Genomic DNA, 12,857 nt, shown 5'->3' with positions numbered 1-12,857 from the left:
ATGGATTTCAGCTTTACCGATGAGCAGCAACAGTTCGCCGATGCGCTGCGCCGTTATCTCGGCGAGCAATACGGTTTCGACGCGCGCCAGGCCATCGTGCGCAGCGAGGCGGGCGTGTCGGACGCACAATGGAGCGCATTCGCGGAGCTGGGCCTGACCGCGCTGCCCGTGCCGGACGCACAGGGCGGATTCGGCGGCGGCCCGGTCGACATGCTGGTCGCGATGCAGGAGCTCGGCCGCGCACTCGTGGTCGAGCCATACTGGGCGACGGCGGTCGGTATCGAGGCGCTGCGCGTTGCCGGGTCCGTCACGGGCGACGATGCCGCGCTGCTGGAAGCGGTCGCACAAGGGCAGAAGCGCGTCGCCGTTGCATTCCACGAACCGCGGGCGCGCTACGACCTGTACGAACTCGAAACGCACGCGCGCGAACAGGGCGGTACGTACCGGCTGACCGGCACCAAGTCGATCGTTCAGCACGGCGCACAGGCACATGTGTGGATCGTGCCCGCGCGCGTCGACGGCGGCGGCATCGGCCTGTTCGTCGTCGATCGCGATGCCGCGGGCGTGAAGCTCGTCGACTACCGGACGATCGACGGCCAGCGCGCCGCGACGATCGAGTTCAAGGAAACGCCCGCGCGGCAGTTGACGGGCGGCGCACGCGATGCGGCCGCTCTCGAGCAGATTGCCGATTACGCGACCTTCCTGCTCTGCGCGGAAGCGGTCGGCGCACTCGACGAACTGAACCGCGCGACGGTCGAATACACGAAGACGCGCGAACAGTTCGGCGTGCCGATCGCGCGCTTCCAGGCGCTGCAGCACCGGATGGTCGACATGCTGATTCACGCGGAGCAGGCGCGCTCGCTGACTTACCTGGCCGCCGTGCGTTACGCGGGCGGCGACGCCGACGCGCGGCGCAAGGCGGTGTCGGCCGCGAAGGCGCGGGTCGGCGCGGCCGCGCGCTTCGTCGGCCAGCAGGCCGTGCAACTGCACGGCGGTATGGGCGTGACCAACGAGGTTGCCGCCGCACATCTGTTCAAGCGGCTGTCGATCATCGAGACGACCCTCGGCGACACCGATCATCACCTTGCGCGCATCGCGGCCCTGCCGGATTTCGCGCAGACCGACGCGGCATGACGGCGACGCGCGAGCGCGCTACAGGAGATAGACAGTGGGTATCAGTTACGAAGATCTGGAAGTCGGCAGTACGACCGAAATCGGCCGCTATACGTTCGAACCGGACGACATCAAGGCGTTCGCGCAACGCTACGATCCGCAGCCGTTCCACCTCGACGAGGAAGCCGGCAAGGCCTCGCCGTTCGGTGGACTGGTCGCGAGCGGCTGGCATACGTGTTCGGTGTTCATGAGCCTGCTCATCAAGAAGCTCGGGCCGGATTCGACCAGCATGGGCTCGCCCGGCATCGATTCGATCCGCTGGCTCAAGCCCGTGCGTGCCGGCGACACGATCACGATGTACCAGAAGGTCCACGACAAGCGCGTGTCGGCGAGCAAGCCCGATCGCGGCATCGTGTCGACGGAGTGGATCGGCCTCAACGGTGCCGGCGACACGGTGATCACCGTGCATACCAAGGTGATCTTCGGGCTGCGCCATCCGCAAGGAGCGGGTGCATGACGGACGTGACATTGCCGCTGATCGCGTCGACGCAAGCGCTGCTCGAGCGGGTCGGCGCGGAACCGCTCGCGAGCGGCTGGGTCGAGATCGACCAGCGCCGGGTCGACGGGTTCGCCGACGCGACCGGCGATCACCAGTGGATTCACGTCGATCCCGAGCGTGCACGGCGCGAGTCGCCGTTCGGCGGCCCGATCGCGCACGGCTTCCTGACGCTGTCGCTGATTCCCGCGCTGATGACCGATGCGATGCGCTTCGAGCAGAAGATGGGCGTGAACTACGGACTGAACCGCGTGCGGTTCCTGAAGCCGGTGCCGGTCGGCGCACGCGTGCGCGCGCTGTTCGCGGTGAAGGAAGCCGCGCAGGCCGCGCGGGGCGGCGTGCAGGTGACGTGGTCGGTGTCGATGCAGGTCGAGCGTCCGGATGCGCCGTTGCCCGTTTGTTCGGCGGAGTTCATTACGCTGCACTACTTCTGATGCGCGCGGCGGCAGCGACGGATGCCGCTGCGTCGCAGGGCGCGCGGTGCTTCAGTGCTTCGCGTATTGCGTCGCGCCGAACAGCATCTCGCGTGCCTTGTCGTCCTGCAGCGGCTTGCGCAGCGACGCGAGTACTTCGACGCCGCGCTGCACGGCGGCACGCGCGGCAATGGCTTCATGCCAGCGCTTCACGTTCGGCAGTTCGTCGAGCACGATGCCCTGGTTTTGCCACGAACGCGTCCACGGGAACGTCGCAATGTCCGCGATCGTGTACGTGTCGCCCGCGAGATAGGCGGATTCGCCGAGGCGCTTTTCCATCACGTTGTACAGGCGCTTCGCTTCGTTCGTGTAGCGATTGACTGCGTACGCGATCTTCTCCGGCGCATACAGACGGAAGTGATGCGCCTGGCCGAGCATCGGGCCGACGCCGCCCATCTGGAACATCAGCCATTCGAGCGTCGCGTAGCGCGCGGCCGGCTCGGGCGGCAGGAACTTGCCGGTCTTTTCCGCCAGGTAAACGAGGATCGCGCCGGATTCGAACAGCGAGATCGGCTTGCCGCCGGGGCCGTCCGCGTCGACGATCGCGGGGATCTTGTTGTTCGGGCTGATCTTCAGGAATTCGGGCTCGAACTGGTCGCCCGCACCGATATCGACCGGATGCGCACGATACGCGAGGCCTGTTTCCTCGAGCATGATGTGTACCTTGTGGCCGTTCGGGGTCGCCCAGCTGTAGACGTCGATCATCGTCAACTCCTTTATTGCATGCGCGAAAACGGCGCCGACAGGGCGCCGCGACAGGCGGTCATTAGAGCATGGATCGATGCGGGCTGCAGGCGACGGCAACGTGCGGCCACGCGCCTGCGCGCGCGTGTCGCCGAGGCGGCGGAACCGACGTTCGAGCGGTGGCCGCGCGCCGGATCAGCGCTTGTAGCGCGGCTGGCGTTTCTCGAGAAATGCGGTAATGCCTTCGAACGCGTCCGCGTGATGCAGTGACGCGACGAAGTGATCGCGCTCGGTGCCGAGGTGCGCATCGAGCGGCTGCGCGGTCGCATCGTCGAGCAATGACTTGATGCGTGTCAGTGCGTTCGGCGAGATGCCGGCAAGCGAGTCGGCCCACGCGAGCGCGTCGGACAGCACGGCACCGGGCGCGGCGAGCCGGTTGACGACGCCGAGCGCATGCAGGCGTTCGGCCGCGACAGGCTTGCCCTCGAACAGGATTTCGGCGGCGAGCGCACGCGGCAGCGCACGTGCGAGGAACCACGAGCCGCCGCCGTCGGGCGTCAGGCCGACGCGTGCGTACGACATCACGAACTTCGCATCGCGCGCGGCAACGATCAGGTCGCACGCGAGCGCGAGCGAGAAGCCCGCGCCGGCCGCCGCGCCTTCGACGGCCGCGATCACGGGCTTCGTCGTTGCGCGCAGCGCCGTGATCCACGCGCCGAGCTGATCGATGCTGTCGGCCTGGTAGGACGGATCCTTCGAGCGGTTGTCGAGCAGCCGGTTCAGGTTGCCGCCCGCGCAAAAGAAACGATCGGCCCCCGTGAGCACGACCGCGCGAATCGCGGGATCGCGCTCGGCGGTGGCGAGCGCTTCGACGCCGGCCGCATACATGTCGGGATGCAGCGCGTTGCGCGCGCCGGGATTGGACAGCGTGAGGACGAGCGTCGATTCGCTTTCGGGCGGACGCGAGGCCAGCAGTTCAGCACTCATGCGAGTGTGTCTCCATCGAATGGCGGGGTTGCGGCGTCGCATGTTGCGCGGGCTTGCGCGCCTACCCGTGAGGGTGATGCCGCAGCGGATGTATCGTTGTCTTGACGGACGCGAAACTGCTTTAGACTAGCACGAACGTGCTTTTCAGCGCGACGCATCCCGATGCGGCCGGCATCACTGCGGCCGCGCCTCAGCAACGAAGGAGACTCCGATGCTACAGCTGTGCGGTATTCCGTTGTCCAACTATTACAACAAGGTGAAGTTCGTCCTGCTCGAGCATGGCATCCCGTTCGAGGAATCGGCATGCGGTCTGCCGATCAACGATCCGGCACTGCTTGCCGATTCGCCGCTCGGCAAGATTCCGTTCCTGAAGACGGAAGAGGGCGCGCTGTTCGAGTCGCAGGTGATCATCGAGTATTTGGCGGCGCGTTATCCCGACAAGGCCATTTTCCCGGCCGGGCCGTTCGCGGCCGCGAAGGTGCGCGAACTCGTCGAGACGCTCGAGCTGTATCTCGAATGGACCGCGCGCGAGGTCTATACGGAAGCGTTTTTCGGCGGCAAGGTCAGCGACGGGATGAAGGCGCACGTCGAGAAGCGCCTGCCGCGCGCGATCGATGCGTTCAAGCGGATGACGCAGTTCTCGCCGTACGTGCTCGGTGACACGTTCAGTCTTGCGGACATTGCCGCAGCGATCCATCTGCCGGTGATCGGGATGGCGACGAAGGCCGTCTTCGGCCGCGATTTCCTGCTCGACGCCGGCATCGACTGGAAGGCGCACGTGAAGCTGGTCGGCGAGCGGCCGGCCGCGCAGCGCGTGGCGGCCGATCGCAAGGCCTACGTCGAGGCGGCGAGCGCCGCGCGTTCGTAAGCGCGGTGCGGGCGCGGTGTCATGCCGCGCCCGGTCGCCGAGGCAAGTCTTACAGGCGCGCGAGCCGTTCGAGTGCGGATGCGAGCGTGCCTTCCTGCTTCGCAAAGCAGAAGCGCACGACGCCCGACTCGTGCGGCTCGTGGTAGAACGCCGACACCGGAATCGCCGCCACGCCGATTTCCGATGTGAGCCACTTCGAGAATTCCGCTTCGGGCAGATCGCTGATCGCCGAATAGTCGACGCACTGGAAGTACGTGCCGGTGCACGGCAGCAGTTTGAAGCGCGTGCGCTCGAGGCCGGCGCGGAAGAAGTCGCGCTTGTTCTGGTAGAAGCCGGCCAGCGTCAGGTACGGCGCCGGATCGCGCAGGTAGTCGGCGAGCCCGATCTGCATCGGCGTGTTCACCGTGAACACGTTGAACTGATGGACCTTGCGGAACTCCGCGGTCAGCGCGGCAGGCGCCGCGACGTAGCCGACCTTCCAGCCCGTCACGTGGTAGGTCTTCCCGAAGCTCGACACGATGAAGCTGCGCGCGGCCAGGTCCGGGTAGCGTGCGACGCTCTCGTGCCGCGCGCCGTCGTAGACCATGTGTTCGTACACTTCGTCCGACAGGATCAGCACGTTGGTGCCGCGCACGATCTCCTCGAGCCTGCGCATGTCGGCCTCGCGCCACACGGTGCCGGTCGGGTTGTGCGGCGTGTTGATCATGATCATCCGCGTCTTCGGCGTGATCGCGGCGGCCAGGCGATCGAACGGGATCGCATAGTCGGGCGCTTCCAGCGTGACGAACACGGGTTTGCCGCCGGCCAGTTCGATCGAAGGCAGATAGCTGTCGTAGGTCGGTTCGACGACGATCACTTCGTCGCCGGGATGCACCGCGCACAGGATCGCCGTCAGCAGGGCCTGCGTCGCGCCGGCCGTGACCGTGATCTCGGTGGCCGGATCGTAGCGCCGGCCGTAGACCTGCGCGATCTTGTCGGCGATCGCATCGCGCAACGGCGCGACGCCGGCCATCGGCGGATACTGGTTGTGACCGTTGCGCATCGCGGCCGCGACCGCATCGACGATGCGCGGGTCGCAGTCGAAATCCGGGAAGCCCTGGCCGAGGTTCACGGCGCCTTTCTCGGCGGCGAGCGCGCTCATCACCGTGAAGATCGTCGTGCCGACGTTCGGCAGGCGCGAGGGGAAAACGGGAGTCGTAGGCATGTCGGAAGGAGCGTTCATCGATACGGTCGCAAGCGGGTGGCGCCGGGCTCGTCAGGCCGGCGTGGTGGGGGTGGCCGACGCGGCATCGAGCGCGCAGGCTTCGGTAAATGGCGCGGGCTGCGCGATCCGGAAGCCGAAGTCGCGTGCGGTGCGCTTCGCGAGCTTGAGCAGCGCACGGTCCTTCGACACGAGCCAGTCGGCCTGCGCGGCGCGCGCGAGCTCGAGAAACTTCTGATCGTCGCGGTCCTTGCACTTCGGCAGCGGCGGCGCGTCGGCGTCGACGGGCGGCGGCTCGACGAGGCGCGTCAGGCGGGCGACGGTCGCGAGCGCTTCGGCCTTGTCGATCGCGCGCGCCTGGAACTGCGGATAGTCGAGCACGAGCTCGAGTTCGTTCAGGCAGCGGCCGTCGATCACGGCGGCCAGCGTGCCGCGTTCGAGCGCAGCCCGGATCGGGCGCGTGGCGGGGTCGTCGAATACGAGTATGTCGATCCAGACGTTCGAGTCGAGCACGACGCGATGTGCGGCATGCGGGGCGAGGGAGCGGGTCATTCGTTACAATCGGTGGTTTTCGTCTGACCGCAAGGCACGGCGTGCCAGCGAGCCTCTATGATAATCGTTCTCTCCCCAGCCAAATCCCTCGACTACGATACGCCCGCCCACGTCCCGTCTTACACGAAGCCTGCATTCGTCGACGATGCGTCGGAACTGATCCACGGCCTGCGCAAGCTGTCGCCGCAGGACATCTCGACGCTGATGGACATCTCCGATCCGCTCGCGCGGCTGAACTTCCAGCGCTACGCGGACTGGTCGCCGACCTTCACGACGGCCAATGCGAAGCAGGCGGTGCTCGCGTTCAACGGCGACGTGTACGAAGGGTTCGATGCCAAATCGCTGTCGGCCGCCGATCTCGACTATGCGCAGCAGCATGTGCGCGTGCTGTCGGGCCTGTACGGGCTGCTGCGTCCACTCGACCTGCTGCAGCCGTACCGGCTCGAGATGGGCACCCGTTTCGCGAACGCGCGCGGCAAGGATCTGTATGCGTTCTGGGGCGACCGCATCACGCGGGCACTGAACGAGCAGCTGGAGACGCGCAGCGGCGCGGCACGTGTGCTGGTCAACTGCGCGTCGACCGAGTACTTCAAGTCGGTCAAGCCGAAACTGCTGGCCGCGCCGATCGTCACGCCGGTGTTCGAGGACTGGAAGGGCGGCCGCTACAAGATCATCAGCTTCCATGCGAAGCGCGCCCGTGGCCTGATGGCGCGCTATATCGTCGAGAACCGCATCGCCGAGCCGGCGGCGCTGAAGGATTTCGCGGTGGAAGACTACGCGTTCGATGCCGCTGCGTCGAACGATTCGACTTACGTATATCGCCGGCGAATCGGCGAGTGACCGAGCCGGCCGTTCACGAGACGGCCGGTTCATGCATGAGGCCGGACACGTGGCAAACCGCCTGCTCCGGTCGCAATTGGAGAGACAGATGACCCTTTCGATCACCAGCAATTTCGACGCAGGCGCCGTCGACGTCGTGTCGTGCGACAGCCCGGACGCGATCCGGCTGCGCATACGTGGCGACAACCGCTCGGAATTCGCGCAATGGTTTTACTTTCGCCTGACGGGCGCGCGCGGCGAGCGGTGCGTGATGTCGTTCGAGAATGCAGCCGAATGTGCGTATCCGTCGGGATGGCGCAACTACAGTGCGGTCGCGAGCTACGACCGGGTCGACTGGTTCCGCGTGCCGACGACATTCGATGGCAAGACGATGACCATCGACCATACGCCCGAGTTCGACAGCATCTACTACGCGTATTTCGAGCCGTATTCGGAAGAGCGCCATGCGGCGTTCCTCGGCGCGGTTCAGCAATTGCCGCAGGCGAGCGTCGTCGAACTCGGCCGCACGGTCGAAGGCCGTCCGATGTCGCTGCTGACGCTCGGTACGCCGGAAGTCGACGGGGCACCGAAGAAGAAGGTGTGGATCATCGCGCGCCAGCATCCGGGCGAGACGATGGCCGAGTGGTTCGTCGAAGGGCTCGTCAAGCGGCTGGCCGGATGGGGCGACTGGGCGGGCGATCCGGTGGCGCGCAAGCTGTACGACCGCGCGACGTTCTACATCGTCCCGAACATGAATCCGGACGGCAGCGTGCACGGCAACCTGCGCACCAACGCGGCGGGCGCGAACCTGAATCGCGAGTGGATGGAGCCCGATGCCGAGCGCAGCCCCGAAGTGCTGGCCGTGCGCGATGCGATCCATGCGATCGGCTGCGACATGTTCTTCGACATTCACGGCGACGAGGATCTGCCGTACGTGTTCGTTGCGGGTTCGGAGATGCTGCCGAGCTTTACCGAACAGCAGGGCAGGGAGCAGACCGCGTTCATCGATGCGTTCAAGGTCGCGAGCCCGGATTTCCAGACCGAGCACGGCTATGCGGCGAGCAAGTACAAGGAAGACGCGCTCAAGCTCGCGTCGAAGTACATCGGCCATCAGTTCGGCTGCCTGTCGCTGACGCTCGAGATGCCGTTCAAGGACAACGCGGACCTGCCCGACGAGCGGGTCGGCTGGAATGGCGAGCGGAGCGCGGCGCTTGGCGCTGCGATGCTGGCGGCAATCCTGGTGCACGTCGAGACGTTCGCGTAAGCGCATCGTCGTCGATATGAAAAAAGCCGGCGCATCGCATGATGTGCCGGCTTTTTGGTTTCTGTCGTTGCCGCTCCGTCGTATCAGGACTTCTTCGCGGTTTTCTTCTTCACGGCATTCTTCTGGCCGCTGGATTTTTTCGTTGCGACGGCTTTCTTGCCGGTGCGGCCGGATGCCTTGGCCTTCACCTTGCCGCGGTGCGACTTGCCGTTGAACTTCTTCGTCGACGACGACGGCCGCTCGACGCGCGGCTTGAGCGGCGGCACGGGATCGTTCCAGCTGAACGCAAGCATTTGCTGACCGACGTAGCCGCAGCGGAATTTCAGCGGTGTCGGGTCGCTGCCGTCGCTGTGGACGCCGAGGCCATCCACGGTAACGATGTTGTCGACCTTCACGCGCTGCTTGCCCTGATCGAACGAATCGTTCCACGGCGTGATCGTCGCCTTGCCGCTTTCGAACGCGTTCGGCGCGAAGTCGACGCGATCGAAGGCCGACGACGTGCTGGCGATGAAGCTGCCGTGCGCCGCACAATCGGCGACGATCGGATCGGCATGCATCTCGTTGACGAATTTGTTGATCAGTTCGGAGCGCTGGTCGAGGAGGTCGGCGAATACCGGTGCCGGAAGCGCAAGCGACAGGCCCGCGACACAGGCCGCCAGCTTGCCGAGCGCCCGGAAAATCCGGAGCGAGGCAGGTGAGCTGTCCATCTGGTTATTGGTGAGGAGCGAATGAGGCATCGGGCACGTATAGATGCCCGATGAAGAGCAGGAGTTCAATCTTAGCGTAAAAAAGTTGTGCGGCAGTAGGCGTTGCACTCTGCCGCGCTGCGCAAACGGATCGCCGCGCGCACCGCTCGCATCGGGCCGGCGCTTTCAGGCGCGCGGGCCGCCGAGGCGATAGCGCCGAACGTCGAACGTCGTGACCCACGCCGGACGATAGACAGCGATGAGCGCGGTGGCCATGCCGGTGAACCACGCTTCGCCGAGCGCGAGCAGCGCGGTGTTCAGCAGATAGCCGGCGGGAATCACGACGGGCACGCCGTCTGCGAGCGCGAGCTGGACACCGGCCGCGGCCGCGGCGACCGAGACGATCGCGATGGCCGGTGACAGGAACCCCTGGCCGATGATGAACGATGCGAGGTTGTGCGGGAGCCACGCGATCGCGGCGCGTTGCAGCAACGCGGACACGGCGACCGGTAGCGCGCCGTAGATCAGATAGGTGAGACCGATGCCTTGCCACGGCGCATCGAAGACGATCGCGGCGACGGCTGTGACGGCACCCATCGCGATCAGCGCAAGCGTCCAGTCGAACAGCGTGACGAGCAGCGTCGCGCCGAGCAGGTGCATGACGATGCCATCTTCGAGCCACGCATTCGAGGCCCACAGCACAGTGATCGCAGTGACGAGCGCGAGCCACACGTGCTGGAGCGTTGCGTCCTGCAGCCGGACGAAGGGACGATTCCAGAGCGCGAGCACGAGCAGCGCCACGGCGGCGATCCAGCCACCGATGCCAACCCAGAGCGGAAGCGGTGTGAAAAGAAAACCCATGGGTCCATATTACTCGTTGAGCATCAAAGGTGGGAATCCGCACATGTCGACCGTCGCAATATCGAGACTGTCCGATCAGCGTTCGCGCCGAAACCGCGCCCGCGGCTCGGCCGCGAGCGGCAGGTCGCGGGTGCTGGTGTCCGCGGCAGGCAGCGGGTATGGACGGTCGTTCCGTTGCTTGCGCAGGGGGACCGGGCCGCGTTCGCCGATGACGGGCTTGCTTGCACGATCACGGTTCGCCAGCAGCACCTCGAGATGGGGCGACAGCCAGCCGTTGTAGATCGCGACTGCGGCAGCGCGGTTTGCCGCGCCCAGCTGCTGGAAGATGCTGGCGAGGTGGATCTTCACCGTGCCTTCGCTGATGCCGAGCGTGCGGGCGATCATCTTGTTGGTGTTGCCCATATGGACGAAGCGCATGATCTGCGCCTGTCTAGGCGACAGGAGGCTGCTTGGCGGGCGGCGCGGCAGCGATCCGGCGAGCGTCTGGAAATGGGCATCGTGACGCGCCGCGGCGGCGGAAGGCAGCAGGCTGAGCGCGATCGGCGGGATGTAATGGCCGCCCAGCAGAACCATTTCGAGCGCCCGCACGATCAGGTGCGGCCGTGTGGAGTGCGGGATCACGCCCGCGACGCCGTAGTTGTAGAAGCGCTGGATGGCCTCCGGCGTGGATTCGTCGATCAGCACCGCGGCGGGCGTCGGCGAGCAGGCGCTGCAGAGCGCCTGGAGTTCGCTGTGCCGCCCGACGTCCAGCCAGTCGATGGCAACGAGGTCGAAACGTTGGGTACGCAGCAGCCGGCGCGCCTGGAAACCATCGGGTGCATCGTTGATGCGGGCGTGACGGTCGATCTGCCGCAGCAGGGCTTTCAGTCCGTCACGCCGTTCGGCGTCTGAGTTCAGCACCAGGAACCGCATATTCAACCTCCGTAAGGTGAGTCATTGAGCTGCCGTCGGCATGGGGTCGCTCCGATAATGACAAAAACCTTACACGATGTCTGCTTGGCTGAAAGGATTAGGAAAAGTCTGAAATTTCTCGTGAGGGAAATGCGGACGAAAAAAAAGCCGCTCCGGCAGGAACCGGGAACGGCTTCATTGGGCAGGCTCAGCGGGCCTGCCGTGCACGATCAGTGAAAGTGCGGCTGGGCGGGCGATGCGTCTTCCGGCATTTCCGCATGGACGATCTCGCCGAGCGGATCCGCATAGAGCGGCACGCCGCAGTCGTCGCAGTACTCGGGCTCGAAGCGGCCTGCGTGCCGGCGGACGTCGGTTACGCCGCATTCCTTCAACAGACTCACGATCTCCTCGAGCGGCCCTTCGATCGGTGCTTCGCCTTCGAGCGTCGCGCTGTCGATCGACACGTCACCGTTCTCGCGACCGTACAGCGGCCACACGACGCCATAGATCACGTCGTTGCTGGCACGTCGCGTGAAGCCGACGCGATACTCGTCGATCCGGCGCTCGCCGAAGCCCGCGACCACCGCGCGCAGCTCTTGCGGTGCCGCACCAAGTGTGTCGAAAAGATAACGGATGGCTGTTCGGACCGTGTGCGGACGGATGCGCTCGTCCGCATCGCGGCAGGCCGAGTAGTACGCGTCCGGAAGCAGGCATTCGAACTCGCAGCCGGGCAGGGCCGCCGACAGGTTCGGGCCGCCCTGGGCGGTCCATTGCTCGAGACACTGGCCGCGTTCGATCCGGTTGCCGTGTTCTTCCTCCTGCCAGCGAAACAGCGGTGCGCCGGCCGGCGCGGCGACGACGGCGAGCAGGAAGCGTGGGTCGGCCAGAATCGGTGAGGTTTCGGGCAGGTCGCCGAAGCTGAGCTTGGCGGCGTGCTGGCCGAGCGCCGCGTGCGCGAGCTGCTGGGCGAGCCGATAGGTCTCGACGTGGTGGCGCGGCAACTGGTCGATGCTGTACAGGAACGGGGCCAGCCCGACGAGCGTGCCGGTGGCGAGCACGTGCGCCTGCAGGTGCGTGCGCAGTGCGTCGGCGACGTCGCCTTTCAGCGGGCCCGACGGAATCATGTAGCGCGTCCAGGCGAGAACGGGAACGGCGACGAGCAGCGCATCGTACGGCTGGCCGTCGTGTTCGATCACCATCGATTCGCTGTGCGTCTCGGCCATGTCGGCGAGCGCGCCATACGCGTCGGGGTGGTTCTGCTGCAGATGGTCGAGTGCTGCGTCGAGCGTGGTCTGGTTGCCGTTGCGAACAATCTTGGCGAGCAGCGCATCGAGCTTCGCTTCCCAGAAGCGATCCTCGATGCGACTGCCCGAGGCGAAGAGCGCAAGCGACAGGCCGACCAGTTTGTCGGCGTCGGGGGGGAGGCGTTTGGCGATTCGCTGGCGCATATTAAATACGTATAGAAAGAGGCGAAGAACCTCACATTCTAGTCCGTTCTTTGCGCTATAAGCGGTCTCGTGCTCCGGCACGTTCGGAAGGCCGAATCGGAGGGGATGAAAGAAAAACCCATCGAACCCCTTGCGCGATTGCCGGCAGGTGCTTAGAATCACGCCTCTTTCGCGCTAACGGAAACGCAGCGCGGGAGAAGAAGGGAAGCGGTGCTGTCGGGCGGGTCGTAGCGGCCTCGGCGGTGCAGGAAGTTGAACCCCAGCCGTCGCAACGAAGCAGTTAAAAAGTTGTTGACGAACTGAAAAAGACGGTTCATAATTTCGCTTCTCTGCTGCTGAAAACGCAGCGCTGCTGAGAAAACCTCCGGGTCCTCGCAGAAATGCTCTTTAAAAATTAACAGCCGATAAGTGTGGGCGCTTGATGGAAGCGAGCTGGTCCTCGGATCAGATAGCA

15 protein-coding genes are annotated in these 12,857 nt (G+C 65.5%); 6 read left to right on the top strand and 9 right to left on the bottom strand.

Annotated elements, in window-relative coordinates; genetic code table 11:
• Genes NQV17_RS14905 through NQV17_RS14895 form a run of 3 tightly spaced genes read left to right on the top strand, consistent with a single transcriptional unit; the run spans nucleotide 1 to nucleotide 2,103 of the window.
• A complete protein-coding gene (locus tag NQV17_RS14905; RefSeq protein WP_257772855.1) occupies nucleotides 1–1,134 on the top strand; it encodes an acyl-CoA dehydrogenase family protein in 1,134 nt (377 codons plus the stop codon).
• A gap of 34 nt (nucleotides 1,135–1,168) precedes the next feature.
• Nucleotides 1,169–1,630: a MaoC family dehydratase gene (locus NQV17_RS14900; protein WP_044844653.1), complete on the top strand. Its 462-nt coding sequence runs from the start codon at nucleotides 1,169–1,171 to the stop codon at nucleotides 1,628–1,630.
• Complete coding sequence (locus NQV17_RS14895; RefSeq protein ID WP_044844652.1) at nucleotides 1,627–2,103, top strand: MaoC family dehydratase; 477 nt, start codon at nucleotides 1,627–1,629, stop codon at nucleotides 2,101–2,103. Before NQV17_RS14900 ends, NQV17_RS14895 begins: the two co-directional genes overlap by 4 nt.
• 51 nt (nucleotides 2,104–2,154) lie before the next feature.
• Here NQV17_RS14895 and NQV17_RS14890 read toward each other — a convergent pair whose 3' ends face one another.
• Together NQV17_RS14890 and NQV17_RS14885 are read right to left on the bottom strand one after the other, a co-directional pair.
• Nucleotides 2,155–2,847 carry a glutathione binding-like protein gene (locus NQV17_RS14890; RefSeq protein WP_257772854.1) on the bottom strand — a complete coding sequence of 231 codons (693 nt, stop codon included), beginning with the start codon at nucleotides 2,845–2,847 and terminating at the stop codon, nucleotides 2,155–2,157.
• Between the two features lie 174 nt (nucleotides 2,848–3,021).
• Entirely contained in the window at nucleotides 3,022–3,813 is a 792-nt protein-coding gene (locus tag NQV17_RS14885) for an oxepin-CoA hydrolase, alternative type (protein ID WP_257772853.1), read from the bottom strand.
• A 211-nt stretch (nucleotides 3,814–4,024) separates the two neighbouring features.
• Between NQV17_RS14885 and NQV17_RS14880 the strand changes: the two genes are divergently transcribed.
• Nucleotides 4,025–4,681 (top strand): glutathione S-transferase, encoded by a 657-nt coding sequence (locus tag NQV17_RS14880; protein ID WP_257772852.1) that lies wholly within the window; start codon nucleotides 4,025–4,027, stop codon nucleotides 4,679–4,681.
• 49 nt (nucleotides 4,682–4,730) lie between these two features.
• Here NQV17_RS14880 and NQV17_RS14875 read toward each other — a convergent pair whose 3' ends face one another.
• Together NQV17_RS14875 and NQV17_RS14870 are read right to left on the bottom strand one after the other, a co-directional pair.
• A complete protein-coding gene (locus tag NQV17_RS14875; RefSeq protein WP_257772851.1) occupies nucleotides 4,731–5,903 on the bottom strand; it encodes a pyridoxal phosphate-dependent aminotransferase in 1,173 nt (390 codons plus the stop codon).
• Between the two features lie 33 nt (nucleotides 5,904–5,936).
• A complete protein-coding gene (locus NQV17_RS14870; protein WP_044844648.1) occupies nucleotides 5,937–6,434 on the bottom strand; it encodes a putative toxin-antitoxin system toxin component, PIN family in 498 nt (165 codons plus the stop codon).
• Nucleotides 6,435–6,491: 57 nt separating this feature from the next.
• On the opposite strand from NQV17_RS14870, the gene yaaA reads away from it, so the two are divergent.
• Complete coding sequence (gene yaaA / locus NQV17_RS14865) at nucleotides 6,492–7,274, top strand: peroxide stress protein YaaA (protein ID WP_257772850.1); 783 nt, start codon at nucleotides 6,492–6,494, stop codon at nucleotides 7,272–7,274.
• Nucleotides 7,275–7,362: 88 nt separating this feature from the next.
• Nucleotides 7,363–8,517: a M14-type cytosolic carboxypeptidase gene (locus NQV17_RS14860; RefSeq protein ID WP_257772849.1), complete on the top strand. Its 1,155-nt coding sequence runs from the start codon at nucleotides 7,363–7,365 to the stop codon at nucleotides 8,515–8,517.
• A gap of 83 nt (nucleotides 8,518–8,600) precedes the next feature.
• Here the strand turns inward: NQV17_RS14860 and NQV17_RS14855 are convergent, their stop codons facing one another.
• The 5 genes from NQV17_RS14855 to NQV17_RS14835 all read right to left on the bottom strand — a co-directional run.
• Nucleotides 8,601–9,254 (bottom strand): BspC domain-containing protein, encoded by a 654-nt coding sequence (locus NQV17_RS14855; protein ID WP_257773019.1) that lies wholly within the window; start codon nucleotides 9,252–9,254, stop codon nucleotides 8,601–8,603.
• Nucleotides 9,255–9,389: 135 nt separating this feature from the next.
• On the bottom strand, nucleotides 9,390–10,064 hold the full coding sequence (locus tag NQV17_RS14850) for an energy-coupling factor ABC transporter permease (RefSeq protein ID WP_044844644.1): 675 nt from the start codon (nucleotides 10,062–10,064) through the stop codon (nucleotides 9,390–9,392).
• Between the two features lie 75 nt (nucleotides 10,065–10,139).
• Complete coding sequence (locus NQV17_RS14845) at nucleotides 10,140–10,976, bottom strand: response regulator transcription factor (RefSeq protein ID WP_257772848.1); 837 nt, start codon at nucleotides 10,974–10,976, stop codon at nucleotides 10,140–10,142.
• Between the two features lie 209 nt (nucleotides 10,977–11,185).
• Nucleotides 11,186–12,403 carry a DUF2863 family protein gene (locus NQV17_RS14840; protein WP_044844642.1) on the bottom strand — a complete coding sequence of 406 codons (1,218 nt, stop codon included), beginning with the start codon at nucleotides 12,401–12,403 and terminating at the stop codon, nucleotides 11,186–11,188.
• A gap of 158 nt (nucleotides 12,404–12,561) precedes the next feature.
• Nucleotides 12,562–12,857 (bottom strand): hypothetical protein (locus NQV17_RS14835; RefSeq protein WP_257772847.1); only part of this gene is annotated, 296 nt, incomplete at its 5' end.

It is taken from the genome of Burkholderia sp. SCN-KJ (assembly GCF_024656005.1).
Lineage (GTDB): Bacteria > Pseudomonadota > Gammaproteobacteria > Burkholderiales > Burkholderiaceae > Burkholderia.
This window is presented reverse-complemented; position numbering and strand designations above follow the sequence as displayed.